This is a genomic window from Acinetobacter sp. GRABPA_MV_2 (assembly GCF_056725885.1).
The window spans coordinates 124449-150359 of sequence record NZ_JBWZNA010000006.1 but is presented as its reverse complement, the minus strand read 5'-3'; the positions used below and the strand labels follow the sequence as shown (position 1 = coordinate 150359).

At 37.8% G+C, this 25911-nt stretch carries 21 protein-coding genes and 2 pseudogenes; 8 read left to right on the top strand and 15 right to left on the bottom strand.

Annotated elements, in window-relative coordinates:
• Positions 1-7 precede the first annotated feature (7 nt).
• Positions 8-514 carry a ribonuclease E activity regulator RraA gene (gene rraA, locus ACXM0J_RS07975; protein WP_060465720.1) on the bottom strand — a complete coding sequence of 169 codons (507 nt, stop codon included), beginning with the start codon at positions 512-514 and terminating at the stop codon, positions 8-10.
• 12 nt (positions 515-526) lie between these two features.
• Positions 527-1192, bottom strand: a complete 666-nt coding sequence (locus ACXM0J_RS07970) for an NAD(P)H-binding protein (RefSeq protein ID WP_086264578.1) — start codon at positions 1190-1192, stop codon at positions 527-529.
• 212 nt (positions 1193-1404) lie between these two features.
• Between ACXM0J_RS07970 and rpsT the strand changes: the two genes are divergently transcribed.
• Positions 1405-1671 (top strand): 30S ribosomal protein S20, encoded by a 267-nt coding sequence (gene rpsT, locus ACXM0J_RS07965; RefSeq protein ID WP_002117906.1) that lies wholly within the window; start codon positions 1405-1407, stop codon positions 1669-1671.
• Between the two features lie 56 nt (positions 1672-1727).
• Here the strand turns inward: rpsT and ACXM0J_RS07960 are convergent, their stop codons facing one another.
• Both ACXM0J_RS07960 and ACXM0J_RS07955 read right to left on the bottom strand, forming a co-directional pair.
• Positions 1728-2462: a histidine phosphatase family protein gene (locus tag ACXM0J_RS07960; protein ID WP_002117975.1), complete on the bottom strand. Its 735-nt coding sequence runs from the start codon at positions 2460-2462 to the stop codon at positions 1728-1730.
• A 57-nt stretch (positions 2463-2519) separates the two neighbouring features.
• Positions 2520-3377, bottom strand: coding sequence for a 3'(2'),5'-bisphosphate nucleotidase CysQ family protein (locus tag ACXM0J_RS07955; RefSeq protein ID WP_057084950.1), 858 nt, complete (start codon positions 3375-3377; stop codon positions 2520-2522).
• 294 nt (positions 3378-3671) lie between these two features.
• Here ACXM0J_RS07955 and ACXM0J_RS07950 point away from each other — a divergent pair, with 294 nt between their 5' ends.
• On the top strand, positions 3672-4040 hold the full coding sequence (locus ACXM0J_RS07950) for a hypothetical protein (RefSeq protein WP_005069482.1): 369 nt from the start codon (positions 3672-3674) through the stop codon (positions 4038-4040).
• Positions 4041-4098: 58 nt separating this feature from the next.
• Here the strand turns inward: ACXM0J_RS07950 and ACXM0J_RS07945 are convergent, their stop codons facing one another.
• From ACXM0J_RS07945 to ACXM0J_RS07915, 7 genes are all read right to left on the bottom strand, one after another.
• On the bottom strand, positions 4099-4758 hold the full coding sequence (locus ACXM0J_RS07945; RefSeq protein ID WP_213034385.1) for an SOS response-associated peptidase family protein: 660 nt from the start codon (positions 4756-4758) through the stop codon (positions 4099-4101).
• A gap of 107 nt (positions 4759-4865) precedes the next feature.
• Positions 4866-6599 (bottom strand): ABC transporter ATP-binding protein, encoded by a 1734-nt coding sequence (locus ACXM0J_RS07940; protein ID WP_086264576.1) that lies wholly within the window; start codon positions 6597-6599, stop codon positions 4866-4868.
• Between the two features lie 12 nt (positions 6600-6611).
• Positions 6612-7754, bottom strand: a complete 1143-nt coding sequence (locus ACXM0J_RS07935) for an ABC transporter permease (protein ID WP_086264575.1) — start codon at positions 7752-7754, stop codon at positions 6612-6614.
• A 7-nt stretch (positions 7755-7761) separates the two neighbouring features.
• On the bottom strand, positions 7762-8700 hold the full coding sequence (locus ACXM0J_RS07930) for an ABC transporter permease (RefSeq protein ID WP_000881922.1): 939 nt from the start codon (positions 8698-8700) through the stop codon (positions 7762-7764).
• A gap of 12 nt (positions 8701-8712) precedes the next feature.
• A complete protein-coding gene (locus tag ACXM0J_RS07925; RefSeq protein ID WP_086264574.1) occupies positions 8713-10746 on the bottom strand; it encodes a M3 family metallopeptidase in 2034 nt (677 codons plus the stop codon).
• On the bottom strand, positions 10747-12570 hold the full coding sequence (locus tag ACXM0J_RS07920) for an ABC transporter substrate-binding protein (RefSeq protein ID WP_086264573.1): 1824 nt from the start codon (positions 12568-12570) through the stop codon (positions 10747-10749).
• A gap of 15 nt (positions 12571-12585) precedes the next feature.
• Positions 12586-14376, bottom strand: a complete 1791-nt coding sequence (locus ACXM0J_RS07915; protein WP_086264572.1) for an ABC transporter substrate-binding protein — start codon at positions 14374-14376, stop codon at positions 12586-12588.
• A gap of 161 nt (positions 14377-14537) precedes the next feature.
• Here ACXM0J_RS07915 and ACXM0J_RS07910 point away from each other — a divergent pair.
• The 6 genes and pseudogenes from ACXM0J_RS07910 to ACXM0J_RS07885 all read left to right on the top strand — a co-directional run.
• Positions 14538-14630: pseudogene (locus tag ACXM0J_RS07910) on the top strand (hypothetical protein); the annotation flags it as partial.
• Positions 14631-15150: 520 nt separating this feature from the next.
• Entirely contained in the window at positions 15151-17844 is a 2694-nt protein-coding gene (locus tag ACXM0J_RS07905; protein ID WP_213034375.1) for a TonB-dependent receptor, read from the top strand.
• A 109-nt stretch (positions 17845-17953) separates the two neighbouring features.
• Positions 17954-18664, top strand: coding sequence for an energy transducer TonB (locus ACXM0J_RS07900; protein ID WP_086264571.1), 711 nt, complete (start codon positions 17954-17956; stop codon positions 18662-18664).
• Between the two features lie 40 nt (positions 18665-18704).
• Entirely contained in the window at positions 18705-19583 is an 879-nt protein-coding gene (locus ACXM0J_RS07895) for a MotA/TolQ/ExbB proton channel family protein (RefSeq protein WP_086264570.1), read from the top strand.
• A gap of 15 nt (positions 19584-19598) precedes the next feature.
• A complete protein-coding gene (locus tag ACXM0J_RS07890; protein ID WP_002118000.1) occupies positions 19599-20021 on the top strand; it encodes an ExbD/TolR family protein in 423 nt (140 codons plus the stop codon).
• A 19-nt stretch (positions 20022-20040) separates the two neighbouring features.
• The gene (locus ACXM0J_RS07885) at positions 20041-20454 is read left to right on the top strand and encodes an ExbD/TolR family protein (RefSeq protein WP_002117898.1); all 414 of its coding nucleotides are present in this window, start codon (positions 20041-20043) and stop codon (positions 20452-20454) included.
• Between the two features lie 68 nt (positions 20455-20522).
• Here ACXM0J_RS07885 and ACXM0J_RS07880 read toward each other — a convergent pair.
• From ACXM0J_RS07880 to ACXM0J_RS07865, 4 genes and pseudogenes are all read right to left on the bottom strand, one after another.
• Positions 20523-20971: pseudogene (locus ACXM0J_RS07880) on the bottom strand (GNAT family N-acetyltransferase).
• Positions 20972-21068: 97 nt separating this feature from the next.
• The gene (locus ACXM0J_RS07875; protein WP_086264569.1) at positions 21069-23234 is read right to left on the bottom strand and encodes a malate synthase G; all 2166 of its coding nucleotides are present in this window, start codon (positions 23232-23234) and stop codon (positions 21069-21071) included.
• Positions 23235-23602: 368 nt separating this feature from the next.
• Positions 23603-24745, bottom strand: a complete 1143-nt coding sequence (gene zapE, locus ACXM0J_RS07870) for a cell division protein ZapE (RefSeq protein ID WP_002117902.1) — start codon at positions 24743-24745, stop codon at positions 23603-23605.
• Positions 24746-24822: 77 nt separating this feature from the next.
• Positions 24823-25845 carry an AraC family transcriptional regulator gene (locus ACXM0J_RS07865; RefSeq protein WP_213034374.1) on the bottom strand — a complete coding sequence of 341 codons (1023 nt, stop codon included), beginning with the start codon at positions 25843-25845 and terminating at the stop codon, positions 24823-24825.
• Positions 25846-25911 lie beyond the last annotated feature (66 nt).

The window sequence follows — 25911 nt, the reverse complement described above, 5'->3', positions numbered from 1 at the left end:
TAGAGAATTAGACTAATTTTTCTTTTGCTATCACAATCCCATTATTATCAGCATAGATAAAATCACCAGATTGAATTGTGACTCCACCAAAATACAAATTAATATCTACCTCACCAATGCCCTTACGATTACTTTTTTGCGGAATTGCAGCCAATGCATGTACTCCCAAATCTAAGGTCGCAATTGCATCAACGTCTCGTACACAACCGTAAATCACTACACCATTCCAGTTGTTTTTAACTGCTGACTCAGCAATTAAGTCCCCCATGAGTGCACAGCGCATAGATGCACCACCATCCACAACTAATACTTTACCTGTACCATCTGTTGCCAATAACTCTTTTACACGTGAGTTATCTTCAAAGCACTTTACTGTTACAACCTGCCCCCCAAAAGTTTTACGTGCTCCATAACTTTGAAAGAACTTGCCATCCATTGATGGGATTACAACCTGTAAGTCTTTTTCAGGGTTATCATCTAATAAATCACATGTTACAAACGGTACTGTCGACACTTTAATACTCCCTTATCGAGTTTGTTGTATGCTCAGATTATCATATCGTTTAAAGGCTTCAATTTGCGTTAGCGCCGCTACGACCATCGTATGAGCCAATTGCTCCGCAGTTACTGGCTTATATTTGAATGGCTTTTGAAATTTATTCTCGATAAGTTTAAATAGACTTTGTCCTAAGTCTTCAATAAACCGTACATCGCTGCGTTTACCAATCAGTAAAGACGGTCTAAAAATTGATAGTTTTTCGAGTTCTAGACTCTCAATATAATCTTCTAATTGTCCTTTCACTTTATTATAGAAAATTGGAGAGTTTGCATTTGCTCCAAGGGCACTCACTAGCAATAGATGAATATGTTTATCTTGTACTAAATCTGCTAAATGAGCATTGATTTCATAATCCACAGCGTAAAAAGCCTGTTTTGAGCCTGCCAATTTTAATGTTGTTCCAAGACAGCTAAATGCATGGGTATGGCCATTCACATCTTCATCATTGAGTAATAAAAAATCCTCTATAATGAGTTGAGTAACTTTTTTATATGTATTAAGTAGTTGTGATTCTTTTCTTACCACAACAGTAATCGCTTCAAATTCTGTTGTTTGCTCAAGCTGTTCGACAAGCGCTAAACCCACAAGTCCCGTAGCACCTATCACAATTGCTTTTTTAGTACTTATAGTCATTTTTTATCCAACCCTCTTTAAGTTTGTATCAAATTTAACCTTTTCTTACCGTTTTAGCAGCCCCTAAAACCTCTTAAAATGCTCGCAAGGCTTGACTTCACGGTGTTGATTCATCACAATATGGCACTTGTTTACGGGCTGGTGATGGTTACACCAGTTTACTGAATTGACCACAGCCCGCCCAGACCAACTTATTTTCAAGGAGTGCAAGAGTGGCAAACTCTGCTCAAGCTAAAAAACGTGCGCGTCAAAACGTTACAGCGCGTAAACACAACGCAAGCTTGCGTTCTATGGTTCGTACCTACATTAAACGTACTTTAAGTGCAATCGCTGGTGGTGATTATGCTGTTGCTACAGAAGCTTACAAAAAAGCTGTTCCTGTAATCGACCGCATGGCTGATAAAGGCATCATCCACAAAAATAAAGCTGCTCGTCATAAGAGCCGTTTAAATGCTCAAGTTAAAGCGTTAGCTAACTAATTTGAACATGTAAAAAAAGCCCAATAGGGCTTTTTTTATTATCTATTGTTTTGAGCTTATAGCACTTTATGAAATTTAGCTACATTCAGCTCATAGGCCTTTCCTCTCCAAATCCACTTTAATTTACAATTTGGAAACTCTTCACCTTCAAACCAGACAAATAATCCTTCCATCATTTCCGGCCAGTCTTCTTTCTTAATTTTATTCTCGCCAGAAATTACAGCAACAATTGCTGCAATAATCGTGTCATGACTCACGGCTAAACTAAGACCGCCTTTAGTTTTTGGATGAGTCCGGTAAATAAGCTCTAGTACATCTAAAACACCCGTAATGGGATGTTTCATACCAGGTAATGCATTATTTACAAAACTATTAATAAAACCTAAAGCACCCTGCTTTTTAAAATAAGGAGCAGCTTGTTGTATATCCAACACAAAGCTACCCGGTTCAACAAGTAGCCCTTGCTCAATAATTTCAATCGTATGAGTATTTGATTGAGGACTTACATCGTCAGCCCCTTCAATCATGAGTGCCGCCGTATCGACACAGCGTTGTATTGGACTTGAAATACAATGCTGAATAACACGATCTGTATTTTTGATTAAGTAATTACCCCATGCCTGCGCAAGCTCACGTCCTTGAGGAGTAAGTTGGAGATCATAACCAGCCAAGCCCTGCCCATCTACAAGTTCTCTTAAAGAATGGCGCGTAAATAAGGTTACAGGAGTTGAAGCATCGGGCAATAAATCAATTGCTTCAAACATACTTTTAGGCAATAAATCGAGTGCCATCTTTATCTTGTCATCTTTTTTCAATACTTTGCCACTATAACATGTCTGGCATAACTCTCAATCGATAACACCTGATTGGGCTAATGCTTCAAATGCTATTTTTTTGCTTTCCTGATCACGAAAAGCGATAAAGCCCTTATTTAAAACCGTGCTTCTTTGGTTATATTCAAAAGGTTTTCCATCAAGAGTAAGTAAACCACCGCCTATACTTTCTAACAGACCTTGACCAGAACTGGTATCCCATTCAGAAGTAGGATGAAAGCGTGGGTAAATATCAATTTCACCTTCTAACATCATACAAAACTTATAGGCACTCCCAGCTTCTCGTCGAATAATACGATGTTCTTTTTCAATAGGTTGAATAAATTTTTGGTATTTTGGATTTTTACTACCGTGACTAAGTCCTATTTGTATAGGTGCATCTAGCGAAGTTGAACTAACCTGATATTGATACCATTGTTGTTGGCTAAAGCTATATTTAAAAGGTAAATCTTGCAGATATCCTAAGTACACAACTTGTTCACATGGCACGGCAATAACGGAGAAAACTGTTTCTTTGCCGTTGATCAAGCTTAGATTGATCGTAAATTCATCACGTTCATGTATAAACTCTTTCGTACCATCAAGCGGATCTAACATCCAACAAGTAGACCAGTCATGACGGGCACTATAATCACTTTCTTCAGACAATACAGGCAACTCTGGAGTAATCTCTGCAAGATGCTTTAATAAAAATCTATTTACCTTTAGATCTGCTTGGGTTACAGGTGAATCATCTTGCTTTTCATGAATAGTAAACTCATAACCCGCTGAATAGTTTTGATATTCTTCTAGTAAAATCTGACTCGCCTGTTCCAAAATCGGCAGAAGTTGATTAATTAAATTATCTTGTGGGCGTGTAGTTGTTATAAACATAAATATGCTCTACATAGTTTCACTTCTATTATAGGTGAATTATGAACAATTCTATATTCGCCAACAGTTTGATTTACTAAAATAGTAATTTATCTTAATCATTAGGGCGTTGCTTTCCGCCTATGCTATTTAGGTAATATGAATAATTTTAATATTTATAAAAGTCTTTATTCCGTACAAAAAACAATCTATAAGTTATGAAAAATAAACAACTTAAATCAGATTTATCCATTTCCTTTTCATATATTTCTTGGTATGTTCAAGAACACAATAACAAGATGGAAGAAAGTGCACATGATGCTATATGGATATCATTTCTCTACAATAGAACATAACTGGGAAGACCTTAAGCCCTTAAATGAGTTTCTACAAACATTTGCAGATGATGATGGTGATGTTTCAACACGAGATAAAGAATCTCTCAAAGAAATCATAGCGAAATCTGATACAGCGTTGGCTCTCGCTAGAGAAATGGGTTGGGATGGTAGCTATACAGGCTGTCCTTATCTATTCTGGTTACCAAGTAAAAATAGCCAATCTTTTGAATATGGTTTTGTATTTAAACAGACCTCAGATAATACAACTTTTGTGATTTCACCGATTGAATTGAGCTATTTAGCTGAAGATTCCGAGGTACAAACACTAAGTAAAAATATTGAATAAGTGATATAGGTTATTGATTCAAATTTGACATCAATAACCTGATCTTATTTTAGATAGATTAGTCAAACATGTTTAACTGTGGTGTCGGTTTTATAACTTTTTCTTTTGGCACATGAGAACATTCAAATTCTTCAACCGGAAAGCCTTCTATAAAGCTGGAAATATCAGATGATTCTAAACTTAACCACTCTTCTAGTCGATCATGTGGAATCACAATAACTGATCGTTTAACATCGCCTGGTTCGTGAAAGTCTTTCATCATGGGATGGTCTATGGCGTCCATAGTTAACATGCTTGCAGAACGTATAACCGTCTCATTAATTTTGCAAATTTCATAGATTGCTGCGATGAAAAAAGCCTGCCCATCTTTACGGCGAACACTCCACCGCTCAGGTTTATCATTTATATACTTACTTTCATAAAATTCGTTCACTGGAATCACACCGAATTTACATTTAAGTGCGGCTTCTTGAAAGCTAGGTTTTTGAAAAATAGTCTCATGACGGGCATTGTAGGTATGTTTTGCTATGTTTGTATCTTCAGCCCATTTAGGAACCAATCCAAACATCACTTCACGCCATTCAAACCCTTGTGATGATTTGAATAATAGTGGCATTGTTCCTGCAGGATAAACTTCTTCGGCATAGCTAAAGCCGACCACAGGCAACTGAAGTTGCTGTAATTGGGCAAGCGTTAAAGGTTTAAAATTAGCGCACATAACAAGAATAAAATACTCTACATTTACTTCTTTTATTTTATAAGCATTTACCATATAAACCAAATAAAAAGGCACTCGAAAGTGCCCTTAACGACATAACTTTACGCTTATGAAAGGTGTTGAATTCCTTGAGGAATCGCCTGTAATAGTCGTTTAGTATAATCATGTTGAGGATGTGCATAGAGTTCATCTGAATTGGCTATTTCAACAACCTCGCCATGATTCATGACCATAACCTGATCAGAGATATATTTCACGACCGATAAATCATGTGAAATAAAGATATAACTAAGTCCAAACTCATCTTGTAAGTCTTGTAATAAATTAAGTACTTGTGCCTGTACAGATACATCAAGTGCAGAAACAGATTCATCACAAATTAGAATTTCAGGCTTTAGCGTTAAGCAGCGCGCAATCGCAATACGTTGGCGTTGACCACCCGAAAACTCATGCGGATATCGGTAGTAAGCTTGTTCAGGCAGATTGACTCGCTCAAGCAAACTAAGCGCAATTTGTTTGCGCTCAGCATCATCTTTACCAATACCATGAATTTGCATAGGCTCTAGTAATATCTGCCCAATGGTAAAGCGTGGATTAAGAGACGCATAAGGATTTTGAAAGATGATTTGGATTTTCCGTTGATATTTAGCAAACTCTTTTTCAGTTAATGAAAGAATATCTTTACCTTCGATAAAAGCCTGCCCACCAGATGCCTGATGTAAGCGCATGAGTAATAGCCCAACAGTCGTTTTACCTGAACCTGACTCACCGACTAAACCCAAGGTTTTTCCTTTAGCAAGTTTAAAAGAAACTCCTTTAACGGCCTGAAACTCTTCTTTGCCAAATAGGCCTTTACGGCTATAAAAACTTTTTTTCATGTCTTTTACTTCTAAGATGATTTGCTCATCACCATTTAAACCACGTTTGCGCTCGGGAATTTCTGAAACGTCAAAACTTTGTTCGACCAATACATCATCTTCTTGACGCATAAAATCGCTCGTCACAGGCAAACGATAAGGTCGTTGTGACATTTGCGGGCGGCAATATAACAAAGCTCTCGTATATACATCTTTAGGCTGTTCAAGGACCTGATCAGCAGCACCTTGCTCTCTAATCTCGCCATGACGCATTACAATGACTTTATCTGCAATTTCACCAACCAATGCTAAATCGTGGGTAATAAAAAGCATCGACATTTGACGACGCTTACGCAATGACTCGAGCAAATCAATAATTTGCTTTTGAATCGTAACATCAAGTGCAGTGGTAGGCTCATCAGCAATCAGCAGTTTAGGTTCACAAGCAATCGCCATAGCAATCATGACACGTTGTTGTTGACCACCCGAAAGTTGATTTGGATAAGCATCAATTTTAGTTTCAGGTGAAGGAATACCTACTTCTTTAAGCAACTCTAAAACACGTTGTCGAGCCTGTTTACGACTCAACCCCATGTGTAAACACAAAACTTCTGCAATTTGATTGCCAACCGTAAAAACAGGATTTAATGATGACATCGGCTCCTGAAAAATCATGGCTATGTCTTTACCACAGATTTGTCGCATCTCTTTACGGGATAAGCTCAGTAAATCTTTTCCTTCAAATATAATTTTACTTTGCTCATCAATTTTGCTCTGACCGACAGGAAGTAATCCCATAGTTGCCAAAGAAGTAACCGATTTGCCGCTACCCGACTCGCCAACTAAAGCAACAGTGGTATTTGCTGGAATATCAAAGGAGATTCCTTTTACAGTTTCGATATACTTTTTGTCTTCACCTTTAAAGCTTACACGTAAATTTTCAATATGAAGTAATGGCACATTCTTATTTTCTTGTTTTGACATTAGGGTTTCCTCTTATTTTAGTTTTGGATCTAATGCATCACGAAGAGCATCAGTAAACATAGAGAATGCAGTAACTAAAACAGCCATTGCGACAGAGGCTGCTACAAGCTGCCACCATTTGCCTAAAAGAAGTTCACTTTGTGCCTCATTTAACATGCTCCCCCAAGACACTACGCCTACCGGTACACCGAAGCCTAAGAAACTCAAAATGACTTCAGATTTAATAAAAGACACCACCAAAATTGACATCTGAACCAAAGCAATATGGCTGACATTAGGGAAAATATGAATGAACATACGACGGAAATGTCCAACACCAATTGCTTTAGCAGCCAGAACGTACTCACGTGCAGTATGCTTCATATATTCTGCACGAATTAAACGATAAACACCCGTCCAGCCCGTTAAACCTAAAATCAGAACAATGGATAAAATGCCTTTTTGTTGAAGTACGGCAGCAATAGCGAGAACTAATAATAAATATGGAATTGAGGTAAAAATGTTATAAAACCAGTTGAGAATATCATCCACCCAACCACCGAAATATCCAGAAATTGCGCCTAAAAGTGTACCAATCCCTACTGCAAGTAAAGCCGATATCACCCCAACAATAATTGAAGTTTCAGCACCTTTAATAGTTTTCTTTAAAACGTCCTGTCCCCATTTATCAGCTCCAAAGACAAGGGTACTTTTAAGCTCTGCTTGCTGATCAAGTAAATGTCCGCCCAGTTGCTGATCGATAGCTTTCATATCATCGGCTAATGGGTCAACTACACCATAATAATCAATTGCACTTCCAGCACTCTTTTCTTGTTTAATTTCAGCCTTAAGCTTGTTAATTACATCTTTTAAAGGATCAACTGGGTTTTCTGGTAACTCCTCCTCAATTGCTGCTGAATTTTGTCCAGCTTCTGTTGTCTTATCTGCCCCTATAAATGTTGGTGGCGCATAACTCACAGCAACTTCTTTATTCCAGTCAGATGCAATTACACCAGTCATTGATAGAAGCAAGATAATAAAATAAAGCAATACAATCACTAGCGATGACATCGCGATCTTGTCGGCCCGAAGACGTCGCATGGCAAGTTTCCACAAGCCAGATGAATGGGCTTCAGCTTTTGTTTGTTGTTTTCTTTTTGATAAAACGCTCAGCATAGCCCACCTACTTCAACTGTACACGTGGATCAACCACTTTGTAGACCAAATCGGCAATCAGGTTAAAAATCATAGTTGCTGCGGCGATGTAAACTGTAATTGCCTTAATAACAGGAAAATCACTGCGCTCAACTGCAATAATCACCTCTCGACCAATCCCGGGAATACCAAAAAAACGTTCAATTAAAAATGCGCCTATGAGCAATGCAGGTAAAGTTGACATCACGTCGGTAATAATGGGAATTGAAGCGTTACGCAGTACATGTACACCTAAAATTCGGCTTTCACCTACACCTTTAGCACGTGCTGTTCGAACATAGTCCTGATTAATTTCATCAAGCACAAAACTACGATATAAACGTAAAGTCGGTGCAATACTCACCACCAGCATGATTAGAATTGGCAGTAAGGCAAACTTAAATAGATTATCAGTAAAGGTGTCGCTCCAGCCTTGTACAGGGAACCAACTTAGCTGATACGCAAGAACATATTGAAAAACGATAATGTAAACTAAGATGCTGATCGACATGCCGATAGTGCATAGCATCATGACCATGCGGTCAGTTAGAGATCCACGTACCGCAGCAACAGCCAATGCCAAAATAATTGAAATAACAGTCTGTAAAATAGTCAGTGGAATTAGAAGCGTGAGTGAGGGTCCTAATCGGGTTAAAATAATTTGAGAAACAGGTTCGCCAGTACTCCAACTCGCACCATAATCAAAAGTCAGTATTTGTTTAATGAAAATCCAGAGCTGAACGTAATAAGGTTGATCGACACCTAACTGCTTACGAATGTTTTCGATCTGCTCAGGATTAGACATCTTGCCCGCTAAAATATAGGCAGGATCTCCACCTACCCAGTTAAAAAGAATAAAAATAAGTAAGACTACCCCCAACATAGTTGGAATCATCTGCCATAAACGCCGAATAACATATGCCAGCATAGTGATAATTCCTTATTTAACCCGTTGTCCGGTAATTTCGTTAAAGAATGCTTTATTGTCAGGATCACGACCGAGGAAATCTTTAACTAATTCAGCTGCTGGTTTTTGGCTACCTTGCGATAAGATCGTTTGACGGTAACGTTGCCCTACTTGTGGGTTATTAAGATTGTCCCCATAAGCAGAAAGCATGTCTAAAGCTAGAACCTCAGACCACATATAGCCGTAATAACCGGCTTGATATCCCCCCATCAAATGCCCAAACTGCCCCGGAAATTCGGTTGTTGGTACATAACCTAAAGCTGTAGCAGCTTCCATTTTTTGCCAATTTTCTAAAGGTTTTACTTTTAATGCATCAGCAGTATGCAATGACATATCGTACTGTGCATAAAGAGTTTGACGTGCATAACGCAAGCCACGACCATAGTTATGTACAGCTTTTAAACGGGCAATTAACTCATCGTCAACACGTGGGCAGGCTGGATCGCAATAATCGGCCACTTTAGATAAGGTTTCTTTACGGCGTGCCCACTCTTCATACATTTGAGATGGTGCCTCTACGAAATCACGCTCTACAGAGGTTCCAGACTGACTCGCATAACGTGTATTTGACAAAATACCGTGTAGAGCATGACCAAACTCATGAACAAAAGTTTCAAGCTCATCGCTATTTAGCCCTTTACGATTAAAGTTCGTGACTAGTGCTGAAACTGGTAAGCGGTTTGTTAATGTACTACCACCATATACTCCCCAAACGGCAGCATGGCCATACTTCCCTTCACGAGGGAATTTATCCATATATAAGCCACCAAGAAGCTTTCCTGTTTTTTTGTCAACTACATCGTAATATTCAACTTCATCCTGCCATGCTTTAACTTTGGCAGGTTTAAAATCAATACCATAAAGGTCAGATGAAATGGCAAACAACCATTTTTGAGCAGCTAAAGTTGGAAAATAATCACGAAGTTTTTCCTGATCAATCTGATATTTGCTCTTACGAAGCTTTTCACTCCAATAAGCTTCACTCCAACGCGTTATCTTGGTTTTTTCTAACGGCGTTTTTAAAGTTTCTGCTTTAAATGCTCGGAGTTCTTCTACTTCTTTACGCTCTAGTGGTGCTACTGTTTTTTGTACTTCTGCCAAAAACTGATTTACAGCTTCGGGCGTTTTTGCCATGCGGTCTTTTAAAACCCAATCTGCATAACTTGCTTTTCCAAATAACTGTGCAAGCTCATAACGCAAATCAATTGCCTGTTTAAGTAGTTTTAAATTTTGTTCAGTACCCCGTCGAGTAAAGGCAATTTGATATCTTTTTCGAGCATCATCATTATCTGCCAACTCCATAAAAGGACGATACTCTGGATACTCAAAACCTAATAAATAATTGCCTTTAGCATTTTTCTTTAATGCTGAAATATAACTTTGAGGTAAGCCTTTCATCTCTTCAGGAGTAAACTCAAGTTTCTCCGGATTATCACGGACGTTACGAGCATATTCTTGTTCGAGTTTAGTCAGCTCATCCAGAATAGCCTTCATTCTTGCACGCTTTACTGGCTCAAGTTGGACCCCTGTATCTTCAAACTGATCTAAGATATCTTGACGGTATTTTTGGTCAATTGGGTCTGTTGCTTGTGTATTTTTAATTAAATTATATAGCTTCGGGTTCTGAAATATATCAGTGTGAAACTGATTAATTTTGATTTCACAATCTTCTGCTGCTTTACGTAACTTTGCATCTGGGTCTACGTTACTATATAGACTTATAGGACCTGAGAAATCTTCAAAATGCGCAAAAATTTTATCCCACTTTGCCAATATAAGTGCCGCTGCTGCATTATCTTTAACAGGCGTTTTTTCAAAATTTGAAATCTCTTTCTGAATCTTTTTTAAATTCGCATCACACCATGCTGGAAGTTGTTGTGCTTTAAGTAATGGCAAAGTAGGACGTGTTGTCTCTGCTGTTGCAAATTGACTTATACCCATGGTCAACACACATAAGGTTGTCATTTTCAGTGCATTATTTTTCATCGTATCTCCAATTTTTTTCATTTAATGATTAGATTTAGTATTTGTATCAATATCGAAATACATCCACTCTGCATGTAAAATTGGATGCTTCTTATATCCAATGATTTTTGGTTGAGCCAGCATATTCCGGTAGCGTGCATAAGAGATTTGGACAGGCATATACACTTCTAACAACCGTGCCATTTTTCGATAAAGTGCATCTCTCTCAGCACCTGCTTGCATTTGTTGCGTTTGGCGATACAACTGATCAAACTCTGGTATAGAACCACAAGACCAGTTCGTCATATGGGTATTGGGTCCATAAAAATTCTGCATAAAATTATCACCATCTGGATAATCGGCTATCCATGCAGAAGACCCGAACATACCGTCGCACTGTTTTTGCGCACGAATAAGATCTGCAAAAAGCATGGGTTTAAAGACCATACGGATATTCAAGCTATCAAAATTTTTCTTCCAGAGCTCAGCGCTTTGCTGCCCAATACTGTCACTACGCGCCATATATTCAATGACCAGAGGTTTTCCGTCTGGTTGCGTACGCCAACCTGAGGCATCTTTTTTATAGTGATATCTATCTAATAGTAAATTTGCTGCTTTCACCGAATATGGGGTACTGGTTCTGTATTGAGGGTCATTACCCACTACACCTGGTGGAATTGGAAAATGTAGACGCTGTGCATCATCATTTCTTACTAGTTTAATTTCTTGATCTATCGAACGAGACATCGCAATCGCACGGCGTAAAGCAATTTTTTCTCTACTCATTCCCCCAACAACTGGATTTTTAAGATTCCAATAAATATAGCTAATTTCGGGGTCAACAATGCGAGACAACTGCACACCATCTTTAGCAAGTTCAGGTCTTAGTTTGCCGTCTTTAATCGCTTTTGCGACCAATTGACCTTCAAGCTGAAATATATCAACCTCACCACGCTGAAATGCTAGCCACCGCGATTGGTTTTCTTCCATCACCTGAATATCAATTGTGCCGATTTGAGGCATTTTTTTACCTTTAAGTCGCTTCACAATTGCCTGATCTTCAGGGCTGCTGGCAGTAAAGTTCCAAGTAAAGCCGCGATAATCAGGATTCGCTTTTAAAACAATACGAGATGCTGGTACCCACTTGCTCAGCACATAAGGACCCGTACCTACAGGATGGCCCATTACATAACCAGCTTTGTCTTTATACTTTTCGATGACTTCACGTGCCACTGCACCTGTCGGGTCATGGGCCAGTAATAAAGGAAAGTTATAGTCTGGTTTAACTAAACGAATCACCAAAGTGTATTTATCAGGTGTTTGTAAACCACTAACCTTTTGATCATAGTTAAATTTTCCGGACTTATTGGCTGCTTTCACTAAAGCATCCATACCTTCAATTTTGTTTTCTAATAACCAGCTATTTGGAGAGCGCAGATTCGGGTCCAATAAACGCTTAAAAGAGTACGCATAATCATTGGCTGTTAATTCTCTAGGTTTGCCTTTAAAAACAGGGTCTGGTGTAAAATAAATTCCCTTCTTAATGCGAATGGTATAGGTCAAACCATCGGCACTGACTTCTGGCATAGCGGTTGCTATTTGCGGAATAAGTTTTGCCGGCCTTGCTAAATAATCATAGGTATATAGAGTTTCAAATATCGATGTGGTTACATGCGCAGAATATAAATCATGGATATAAGCCGGGTCGAAACCTGTCTCAGCTGTTGGAAATACATAACGTAAAACTTTATTCGGATCGGCTGGGCTTTTCGCAAAAATACTTGTAGATCCCGTTAAGGCCATACTAGCGAATAGCAAGCTGATACTACAGTGCTTGAGCTTTTGTATTAAATTTTCAGTCATCATGATCTTTATCTAAAATTATTTTTTAATAGGAGTAATATCAAGATATTGCCAGTTTGTATTCATCATAGGATGGGGTTTAAAACCCTGAACTTGTGGTCGTACTAACCAGTTACGAATACGGGTTAGATGAACGATCCATGGATTATCAGCTTCAATCTGGCGATTAAGTTTTTCATAATATGGCAGGCGTTGTTGCGGTGGTAAATGAATGGCCTGAGTATAAAGGGCATCATACGTTTTGGATTGATAACAAGCATGGTTCCCCTGCCCAGCATTTGGTCCATAAAGCAACTGTGCAAAATTATCTCCTTCAGGATAGTCAGCAATCCATGCCCCACTCCAAATCATATATTTACATTGAGTTGCGGCTTTTAAGTTATCTGCAAAATTACTTACCTTAAAGTCAACTCGAATGCCAATTGCATCCAGATTCTTTTTCCAGAGTTCAGAGTGAATAACTGAGGCCGAGCTATTTTCTGTATTGATTTTTAAAATCAAAGGTTTCCCGTTTGGCTGGGTTCTATAACCATCAGCACCTTTTTTATAACCATAATAATCAAGTAATTTATTTGCTAGCAGCGGGTTATATCCTACGCTACTTTTATATTTCGGATTATAGCCATTCACACCTTCAGGTATAAACATTTCAGCCCGAACAGCTTGCCCTTTATAAGCCTGTTTTATACTTTCTTTTTGGTTATACGACAAAGTAATTGCTCTACGAAGAGCGATCTTTTCTGGGCTAAAACCACCAATTACCGGATCACGCATGTTCATCATCGTATAGGTAATTTCAGGTTCCTTATATGGGAAGTGTTTAATTCCTCTCTTCTTAAAAGAAGCTTTAAGCTGATTTCCATCTAAAGCTTGAGGAACAGCATCTGCTGTAAGTTTGTCAAAATCTAATTGACCCGACTGAAAAGCTAACCATCTTGACTGTTGTTCTTCAATAATACTGACCACCACCTTTCCAATTTGTGGCATTTTCTTTCCAGACATTTCCTTAACAAGCTGGTTATCCCAAGGTGTTCCTGTCGACTTAAAGTTCCAGACGAAACCACGATAATCAGGATTAGCAACCAACTCGACCTTACTTCTTGGTACATACTTACTTAACATGTAAGGGCCAGTACCTACAGGATGCATACCAATACGGTCACCGTAATAATCGACAACCTCTTTAGCAACTCCGCCAAAAGTAATATAGGCAAGAATGTAAGGAAAATTATAGTCTTGGCGAGTTAAAGTAAATTGTAGCGTATATCGATCAAGCGCTTTAATTCCTGCGATTGGAGCAGCATAATCAAATTTCCCAGTTTTCTTTGCTTGGGCTACAACCGCATCAGCACCTAGTAACTTACCATCAATAAATGAAACAGACGGCGCTCTATTTTTAGGATCTAGAATACGTTTAATTGTATAAACATAGTCTTCAGCCACTAACTCACGGCGTTTACCTTTAAAAGCGGGATCATTGGTAAAATAGATACCTGGCTTAATTTTAAATGTATAAACTTTACCGTCTTGTTCCACTTTGGGCAGGCTCTCTACTGTATAGGGAGCTAACTGTAATGGACGTGCCAGATAGTCATATTTGAGTAAAGGCTCAAAAATTGCTTCAGCAATATTAGCACTATAGAAATTGGTAGTTTTGACCATATCGAAGCCATCATCTGGGGCTTCATAGGCAACATGCAAAATTTTGTTTGGTTGCGCTGGCGTAATTGCGTAAGCACAAGGAACTGATGTAATAGCCAGACTTAAAATGGCGAGCTTAAAAAATTTTAATTTCAAGTTCATACCCACGTAATTAGTTTTTTAGAAGATATTATCCTTTTGAGTAACATCTAAATCTGCATAAGAAAAGTTCTTTTTCAACAGATAGGCCTATTTAGGATTTAAAATTCACTTTCCTTTATCATCTTTTTATTTGATCAAATGGAAAAATAAACTTAAACACCTAGTGTTTTGTAACTATTGAATATAAAGCGAATTTCATGCCACTTATTAATATCCATATTAAAATATTTAAAAATATTAAAAATTCATATTTTTATTAGATACTTAAAAACGGTTGAACTATACAAATAAAAGTAACTTTTTGCCAAATATTATATTTGCATATGTTAATCATCTAATACCTTAAATGCACAAATAAAATACATTAAAAATTAATTATGTTCCACATTAGATCAAGCTCCCCCCACACACAACCACCATTCAATATATTGATTTATAATAAAAATATAACTCAAAGACATAGCAATAAATATTATAACATTACATGTAAAAAGGTTCTAAAACGATACATTTTTATTTATTAAGCATGTGAAGAGTCCAGTAATGTATATTTTTTATACAAAAAAATTTGAAACTTTTGGCCAGCGTTCAAAAATTTTCCAAACGGAAAATTTATTTTTGTTTAATAAAAGATGAACCTTCGTGCTGAACCATAATAAAATCAATATATATCAATATTTTGCATAAACTAAAAAAAGAAAAATATATAGTTGGCACTTGCTTTGCTTAAAAACTTTCCAGCAATATCGCTAACGACAACAAAAAGGGATCAAATCCACGATGAAAAAAAAATACAATGTTCGATCTCAGGCAACCCCCAAGATCAGCAAAACAATTCTTAAATTAAGCACCCTTAGTTTAAGTATGATGTGTCTTACCCTGGCACAGGCAGCAGAAACTGAACAATCAAGTACTGATGAAAAACCAACAAAAGTCGTAAAAGTTGCCGTTACAGGTTCTTCAATCAAAGGAGTTGCAGCACAAAGTGCGTCGCCAATAACCGTGGTGAAAGTTGATGAAATCTTAAAACAAGGGGTAACAACAACTGAAGAGGCTTTGGCAAAGATCAGCGCAAACCAGTCAAATTTTGTGACTGCAAGTAACGTAGGCGCAAGTAGGACTGTGGGTTCAGCAGCGAACCTTAGAGCTTTAGGGGCAAATAAAACACTTGTTTTACTTAATGGTCGTCGATTAGCTGCAAATGCTTATGATAGCGGTGTCACAAACTTAAATATTATTCCACTCGCAATGTTAGACCGTATTGAGGTTTTACGAGATGGTGCTTCTTCCATTTATGGAACTGATGCAATTGGTGGGGTAATTAACTTCATTACTAAAAAACAATTCACTGGTTTAAACATCAGTGGTGGTTTGACCCAACCAGAGCAAAATGGAGGTGAGACACAAGATCTAAGCGTATTTGGTGGTTACGGTGATCTTGATGAAAATGGATTTAATATTTTTGGTGTTGTGGACTATCGCAAAGGCGATGATGTCATGGCCAAAGACCGTAAAGTTAGTCGACGTGGAGGCATATTACCTGAATTAGGTATAGATAAAACTAGTAGTGGTTCATTCCCAGCCAATGTTCCAGGCTTGAGTAACCCATATGCATCTACAGGTTGCGGTGACAATCCACTTGTTAAGCCGAGTAAAGAGAGAACAACTTGTCTATATAACAGCCAAGCTGTGATTGGAATTGTTCCAAAGACAGAAGACATCTCAGCTATGGGCCGAGCTACGTTTAAACTGAACGATAACTTTAATGCGATTGCAGAATACTTATATGCAAGAAATGAGGTTACAACTTCAGTTGCACCAGATGTATTTTTTGATCTGACGCTTGATCCTAGTAGTAAATATTATCCAGGAAATGGCATAACTCCTCCTCTAGCTGGTGCTACGGGGCCTATCCCATTATATCTACGTTCACAATCAGGTAATCGTGTAAGTAATAGTATTAACGAATCACATAGAATATTTGCCGGTATTGAGGGTGAAACTCATGGTTGGGACATTAACTCCGGCGTTACTTATGCGCATAGTAGTGCATCAGATGCTGTCCTAAGCGGATATTTAAATTTTGATAAAACACAAGAAGCTTTAAACAATGGTATTTTAAATCCATTCGGACCGCAAAACCCTGAAGATGCGAATGTATGGAATGAGTTAGGAGTTGAAGGTAAATACTTAAAAGCTAACCTAGATACAACTACTGTCGATTTCACTGCAAGTAGACCTATATTTAAATTACCAGCAGGAGAAGTGGCTTTTGCAGTTGGAGCAAGCTATCGTTATGAAGATTGGACCTCAAAAGTCGTTACTGATGTTGCCCGAGTTGCACCTAGTACAGGCGTAGATCCTGATGAACCAGTAAATACTGGCGATCGTAATATTAAATCGGTATTTACCGAATTTCATATCCCTCTTCATAAAACTTTAGAAGCTCAAATCGCTGCTCGTTATGATGACTACAACGATTTTGGCGATACGTTTAATCCAAAATTTGCACTTCGTTGGGAACCTATTAAACAATTAATGTTCCGTACGACTTATAGCACGGGCTTCAGAGCTCCCACACTTTGGGAAGTGAATGGACCAAACTCAGTAACCAATACAGGTGGATACTATTATGATCCCGTACTCTGCCCAGGTAATGTCTTAAAACCAGGTGGTGTAAGAGAACGTGATTGTAATATGCAATTTGATAGACAAAATGGCGGGAATAAAACTCTAGATCCGGAAGAGTCAAAGTCTTTTACTGCTGGCTTAGTATTTGAACCAATTAAAAATTTAGCCTTGACTCTCGACTATTTCAATATTGAAGTAGACAAGCAAATTGCTACGCTTTCAGAAACTGCTATTTTTGATGACCCTGTGAAATATGCAGACAAATTTGTACGTAATCCTGATGGTTCATTAGATTATATTATTACAACACAACAAAATTTAGGTGGAATTAAAACATCTGGTTTCGATGTGGGCTTAAGTTGGGTTTCTCCAATGACTGCTACAGGTCGTTTTGGTTTCAATATCGATGGAACATATATTACGGATTACAAATATCAAGCCGAGCAAAATGGTGAATGGAAAAGTGTTGCAGGCACTTATAGCGGTCTAGACTACCAAGCTATTATTCTTCGCTGGAAACATACTGCAAACCTAAATTGGAATTATGAGAATTGGGCTTTAAACCTACAACAAAATTTTTCACGCGGTTATGAGGATCAAAATTCAAGTTCTTCAGTTAAGGCAGGCTATCGAAATCACAAAGTGAGCGACTATACAACCTATAATATTTCAGGCACCTACAAAGGCTTTAAAAATCTAGAAGTTACAGCAGGCATTAAGAATATCTTTGATGAAGACCCTCCTGCGTCAAATGTTGGTGACAACTTCCAAATGGGATATGACCCACGTTATGCCGATCCTTTAGGACGTACTTACTTTGTACGAGGTACATATAAGTTCTAAATGGTTGTTCTGCAAATATAACTCTCAACGGTTAGTTTGCAGAACAAATACTCACTCTTAGCCAAACAGTCATTTTAAAAATTGTTTGTCTACAGTTTCAGGAGTAACTATGGGCATGACTTTTACAGACATAGAAAATAAATCTGCCAAACGCTTAATTGGTATTGCTGCAGTGCTTTTTCTGCATCTTCTTGTTGCCTATATTCTGATGTCAGGTTTAGCAAACAATATTCAAAAACCAGCAGAAAAACCTGTGGAATTACAAATTATTCAGGATATTAAGCCACCTCCTCCACCAAAGCCGGAGGAGCCAAAACCTAAGGAAAAACCACCTGAGCCACCAAAAATGGTAGAAAAAGTTGCCAAGGTTCCTGAGCCAGTGAAACAGGTCGAAAAAGTGATACCTGTACAAAAAACAACTCCAGTAACTCAACCAACTAAAGTGGCTACCCCAGCTCCCGCGGCACCTAGTACCCCATCTCCAAGCCCTGTTGCTGCACCTGCTCCAGTGGCTGCTGCGCCGGCACCAAAACCAGCTGGTGTGAGTCGTGGTGTTTCAGAGGGTTCAGCTGGCTGTGAAAAACCAGAATATCCACGCGAAGCACTTATGAATGAAGAACAAGGTACGGTGCGCATACGTGTTTTAGTTGATACTTCCGGCAAGGTTATTGATGCCAAAGTAAAAAAATCGAGTGGCAGCAAAATTTTAGATAAAGCGGCCACTAAAGCTTATAGCTTATGTACTTTTAAACCAGCAATGAAAGATGGTGTACCTCAGCAAGATTGGTATGAAATTGAATATCCATTTGTAATTGAATAAACAATTGAATTAGCAAGAAATTAAAAAATATTGGAGATATATGATGAAAAAATCAACTCAACCCTTAGTTCGTTTCGCTTCTGCAAGTCTAATCACAGCTTGCTCATTACTTCCATTAAGCTCAGTTTTCGCAGAAGAAACTAATACTCCAGTTGCAACAGTAACCGCTGAGACAACTTCAAATGCTGCAACTCCTACTCCACCACCAAAGCCAGCAACGAGTGAAACTGTTAAAAACCCTTATGGCCTAGAAGCCCTTTGGCGTGAAGGTGATTTAGTTGCTAAGTCTACCTTATTTATATTAGTACTCATGTCGATTGGAACTTGGTACATCATCATCTCTAAACTATTGCAGCAAGGTAAAGTTAAACGCCAAGGCAAAGAAGCTGAAAAACATTTCTGGGAAGCGACTTCCCTTGATAATGCTGCAGAAGGTTTAGAACAAAGTAGCGCTTATCGCTTTATTGCAGAAAAAGGTATTAATTCAACTAAATCACATGGCGGTTCTTTACTTGAACGAATCGATTTTAATACATGGGTGAGCATTTCAATTCAACGCGCAATTGAGAAAATACAAAATCATTTAGGTGGTGGTTTAGCCTTTTTAGCAACAGTAGGTTCTACCGCACCATTTGTTGGTCTTTTTGGTACCGTCTGGGGAATTTATCATGCATTAACAGCCATCGGTATCTCAGGTCAAGCATCTATCGATAAAGTTGCAGGGCCCGTTGGTGAAGCTCTCATTATGACAGCGATTGGGCTTGCAGTCGCAGTACCTGCTGTACTTGGTTACAACTGGCTTACTCGCCGAAATAAAGCAGTTATGGAAAATGTCCGTTCATTTGGTTCAGATTTACATGCGGTTTTATTAAGTGGAGAAATTAATACCAATAATTCAGTTAATCGCAGTATTAAATAATCAGGAGCGAACATTATGGGTATGAGTGTTGGTTCTGAAGATGATGACGAAATGATTGGCACAATTAACACGACACCTCTGGTTGATGTCATGTTGGTTTTACTTATTATTTTTCTTATTACTATTCCGGTAGTCACACATACGGTTCCAGTGAAACTACCAGAAGAAAAAAATACTCCATATGCAACCACGCCTGAAAATATTCAACTGTCAGTAAATAAGAAAGGCGATATTTTCTGGAACGAAAGTTATGTGCCTAGTAAAGAAATATTGCTGGCAAAACTTCAAGCAGTTGCACAAAAAAGACCTCAGCCAGAAGTTCATATTCGGGGTGATCAACTTACCCATTTTGAAGCGATAGATCAGGTCATTAGTACGACCAAAGAAGCTGGTATTGGCAAAATTGCTTTTGTTACTACCCCTCCAGCTTCCCCGTAATTAACTTAAGGAGAATTTTATGGGTATGAATGTCGGTTCAAATAATGATGACGATGTGATGTTGGAAGTCAACATGACACCTCTTATTGATGTCATGCTGGTACTCATTATTATGTTTATTATTACCATACCTGCACCAAACAACGCGATTAATATTAATTTGCCAAATGGCACACCGCCACCAACAAATGAAAAACCACCTGAAGTGATTGATGTAAGAATTGATGCAGTAGGCAAAGTATTTTGGAATAACCAAGAGGTTTCTGACCGAAAGGCACTAGAGACTTTATTTCAAGGTGTTGTTGCTAAAAAAGATCAAGACCAGATCAAACTCAAACCAGACCAGATGGCTGAATATAAGAATGTAGCGATGGTCATGGCTACAGCACAACGTTTAGGTGTCACTAAAATTGGAATTGTGAGCAGTAACTAATATTGCTTTTCAATATATTTAATTCTATTAACTCCTGCGCTAACTTGAATCTTCAGTTAGCGTTTTTTTTAATTAGAAATATTCAACTCTAAAATAATATCTCCACACTCATCATATTCTCCAGTTTCTTGAAAACCCTTTTTTTATAAAGTTTTCCAGCCACATAGTTGGATGATTTATACATTGTTCGAATACGCTTAGCTCCTTTTGCAGCCATTTCATCAATCGCTATTTGCAATGCAATGGTACCACAACCTTTAGCCTGATTATTTGCATCAATCATAAAACGAAACAACCAAAATAATGTCTCATCAGGTGGATCAACTTCGACACAATACATTAAGAATCCAATGACTTTATCATCCGAAAAAATCACTCTTGGACAATAATGTGCTTCCACTTTAGACTCAGCAATAGAATATACATTTGGTGCAACATAATCTTTTTGAGAATCATCTAATGATAATTTTGCGCATAGAATCCAATTCTCACGATCAAGATCTTTTAGACTAATCAAATTAAAAACCTCTTAGCTATTAATCTATATTCCATAAGCACAAAATATACCGAAAATAAAAAAGCCTCCGAAGAGGCTTTTTCAAAACAGGATGAAATTAATCACCTGTATAACCTTTTAACTTCAAACGAGCAGCATGAAGTAACGGCTCAGTGTAACCAGAAGGCTGTTCACAACCTTTGAAGATAAGATCAGAAGCTGCTTGGAAAGCAATATTTGTTTCAAAGTTAGCTGCCATTGGTTTATACAATGGATCATTCGCATTTTGCTCATCAACAATTTTTGCCATACGTTTAAGCACTTCTTCAACTTGTTCACGAGTTACAATACCGTGACGTAACCAGTTCGCAACGTGTTGAGAAGAAATACGTAATGTTGCACGGTCTTCCATTAAGCCCACGTTGTTAATATCAGGAACTTTCGAACAACCCACACCTAAGTCAACCCAACGAACAACATAACCTAAGATACCTTGGCAGTTATTTTCAAGTTCATTGTTGATCTCTTCTGCTGACCAGTTTGTTTCTGGTGCAAACGGCGGGGTTAACAAGTCATCTAATGACAACATTTCTTCAGCTTTTAACTGATCTTGACGTGCTTTTACATTCACTTGATGGTAATGCATGACGTGAAGTACCGCACCAGTTGGAGATGGAACCCAAGCACATGAAGCACCAGCATTTGGATGAGCAGCTTTAGTTGCTAACATATCTTTCATGCTATCTGGTTTTGGCCACATACCTTTACCAATCTGTGCTTTACCTTGTAAACCACATTTCAAACCAATTGCAACGTTACGGTTTTCGTAAGCAGCAATCCATTTTTGTGTTTTAACCGCTTCTTTACGAACAACTGGCGCAGCTTCCATAGAAGTATGGATTTCGTCACCCGTACGGTCCATAAAGCCAGTATTAATAAAGATCGTACGGTCTTTTGCAGCAGCAATACAGTTCTTCAAGTTTACAGACGTACGGCGCTCTTCATCCATAATACCGATTTTTAACGATTTAGGTGGTAATCCAATCGCCTGTTCAGCACGCTCAAATAACTCTACAGCAAATGCAACTTCTTCAGGACCATGCATTTTTGGTTTAACAATATACATAGAACCTTTACGAGAGTTTTTATTTTCGTTTGTACTACGAATATCAGCAATTGATAACAATGGAGTTACCAATGCATCCATAATACCTTCAAAAATTTCTTCGCCGTCTACCAAAATAGCTGGGTTAGTCATTAAGTGACCTACGTTACGAAGTAACATAAGTGAACGACCATGAAGTTTTGTTGTACCACCAATTAAGTTTTTAATTTCGCGATCTTTATTTAGATCACGAACAATCGTTTTACCATTCTTTTCAATAGATTCTTGAAGTGTACCCTTCATTAAACCTAACCAATTACGGTAACCTTCAACTTTTTCTTCTGCATCTACAGCCGCAACAGAGTCTTCCAAATCTTGAATTGTGGTTACTGCCGCTTCAAATGTTAAATCTTTAACACCCGCTGAATCAGTTTGTCCAATTGGGCTATTTGGATCAATTTCGATAATGACATGAAGACCATTACTTAAAAGTACAACTTCTGAAGGATTTGCTTCTTCACCGTTGAAACCAACGAACTGAGCTTCATGGGCTAAACCTGTTTTTGAACCATCTTTCAAAGTTACAACAAGTTTATTTTGCTCAATTGCATATTTTGTTGCATCTGCATGTGAACCTTGAGCAAGCGGGAAAACTTCATTTAAGAAATTCTTAGCGAACTCAATAACTTTTGCACCACGAACAGGATTATATCCTTTACCCTTTTCAGCTCCACCTTCTTCAGAAATTACATCGAAGCCGTAAAGTGCATCATATAAAGAACCCCAACGAGCATTTGCTGCATTTAAGCAATAACGTGCATTACGTACAGGTACAACTAACTGTGGTCCTGCCAACAACGCAATTTCTTCGTCTACGTTTTCAGTAGTAATTTGAAAATCTTCAACTTCTGGTAATAAATAACCAATTTCAGTTAAGAACGCTTTATAAGCACCTAATTCAAATTTGTTGTTACGGTGCCATTCATCAATTTTTGCTTGTAATTCATCACGCTTAGCCAATAATGCTTTATTTTTTGGGCTAAGATCGACAACAACTTGCTCAAAGTTCTTCCAGTAAGTTTCACTATCTAAACCAGAACCTGGTAAAGCTTCATTTTCGATAAAATCGTAAAGTTCTTTAGCAATCGCTAACTTGCCTTTTTGAATACGTGCAGTCATTGTCTTTCCTGAAGTTGCTACTTTTTATACCAAGAGAATCCTAGTATACCGATTTAAATTAAGCTGAATACTAATATCACATTCCTAAATAGTAAGCATTTTCCCTTGCAAAACTATTGACAAAGATAAAGTTTTCTATATAGGAAATATTAAAATTCTAACTAAGATTCCCAACAATTTATTCAATATTTAAAGATACCGAAACTAGACTTTTTGTTAACAGACAAAAAAATTTCACTATCTTGTTTTTCTAAAGCGTATTTAGTTATATCAAACTTTACAGCGTGAAAAAGCACTATTTAACTAAATTTATCAATTTTTGTTGTAAAAAAAGCGCCCAATTTAGAGCGCTTTTCATATCTACTTTCTTAAGAAGTTTTAGTAGCATCAATATGACGATGTTCAGAATGTAAATATTCATCAGATTGCATTTCTAGCAAACGCGAGCGCGTACGTTCAATTTCAAATGCTAATTTTTCACCTTGATAGATATCAATAATACTATCTTGAGACGTTAAAAGTAATTTCACTCCGCGATCGTAGAATTCATCGACTAGATAAATAAAGCGACGAGTACCTTCTGACAAGAAATCTGTCAAATGAGGAACATTACTGACTAGAACCGTATTATAAATATTTGCAATTTCAATGAAATCTGCTGGGCTACGTGGTTTAAAGCAGAGTTCAGAAAACTCACACCACAACACATCTTCTGTATGCCCCAGAGTCTCGACAACACGATTATTAATCACAATCGGCTCTTGAGAATGAGCTTGTGTATGAGTTAATGCACTAAAACGTTCAGCCATCCAGCTTTGTGCTTCATTCGTTAATGGCGATTTGAATAATTGAGCTTGTTTTAGTACACGCAAACGATAGTCCACACCTGCATCTACATTTAAAACAGCACAGTTCTTTTTAACCATTTCGATGGTTGGCAAGAAACGATCACGGTGAATACCGTTTTTATATAAGCCATCTGGTGCAATGTTTGATGTTGCAATTAATGTTACACCACGTACAAACAATTTTTGGAATAAATCGCTCAAAATCATTGCATCTGTTACGTTTGATACAAAGAACTCATCGAAACAGATAACGACAGCATCTTTATAGATTTGGTCAGCTACGATTTCAAGTGGATTACGCTGGCCTGAAAGCTTATTTAGTTCTTTATGAACATGTTGCATGAAATGATGAAAATGCATACGCGTTTTACGACGAAATGGCACAGACTCGTAAAATTGATCCATAAGCCAAGTTTTACCACGGCCTACTCCGCCCCACATATATACACCTTTAGGTGAAGTTTGGCGACGAAAACGACGGAAAGCTTTTTTTGAGGCTTTATAACGGTTTAAAAGTTCTTTCCATACGCGATCTAATTCTTGCACTGCCTGTGCTTGCGCTTCATCTGCCATAAATTGACCTGAAGCTAAAGCCTCAGCATAGCGTTCTGCTGGGGAAGAAGGTGTGAATGCAGTACTATGAGAAGATTTTAAATTTAACATATCGTTTTATTTCAATTTTAACTGATGAGAGTATAGCGAACATTTTGTTCAACCACATTAGCTTTTAGCATCAAGAGTTACGACGATGACTCTTTTGCATATTGTCGAGGACTCTGTCCAAACCATCGTTTAAATGCATGATTAAATGCCGCTGGTTCAGAATAGCCGAGTAATTCGGCAACAACTTCTATTGAGTATTCCCTATATTCCATAAGCTTCAATGCCTTATTCTTGATAATTTGTTCACGAATTTGCTTATAACTCGTATTTAGCTGTTGCAGTTGATGCCTTAATGTCCTTTCAGGCATTTTCAATGCAAAAGCCGTTTCCGCCATGCTCGGGATAATTCCTTGTTGCAGTTCAAGATAATCTTGCACACATTGTATGATATGTGGAGTTTGATGATCTTGTTGATTTAATCTTGTTATTTCTGCAATACATTTTGATTCATAAATACGATGTGTAATGATATCGGCAGAAGGAATCTTGATTTCAAGTACATCCTTACTTAGGCTAAATGCCGCATATTTACCATTAAAATGCACATCTTCGCCATAATATGCAAAATAGCGTGACAAACTATCGATATCAGTAGGCTTTTCAAATGGAAGTTCTATACGCATCGCAGGCATTTGTAATCCCATCATCGTATAAATATCTTGAATAAACTTATAAGTTCCTGAGACTTCACATTGTGCCCGCAACTGCCCAATTTCCGTTTTTAAATCAACAGGCAAATAATTTAAAATCGTCCGCTCATCAGTTTCGTATAAAGCTAAACTACCAAATAAATGCGTAAGCTTCTGATATTTTATACCCTTATTTAAAGCAGTTTGAATATCATTACTTGTGACAAGTAGCATAAGCAATGGGCCGTAACCGGCTAAAGCATAATGCTGTCCAATAAATAAACCCTTTTCAGGCTCTACATTTTTACTAATTATTTGTTGAATGTCCCATTCAAGACGATCATGAATTGTAGAGCTCGGGTCTAAAGCATCAACTTTAATACCTATATCAGCCAAACGTGAGTCGACATCAATGCCAGCATTGCGCATTCCTTGAATTAAATAGATTAAACCAAGTATCGACCGTTTCATTCTTCTATCAATTTCCCTAGACTGAAATGTTTTACTATAAAGAAGCAAGAAAATTAATTGCCGAAT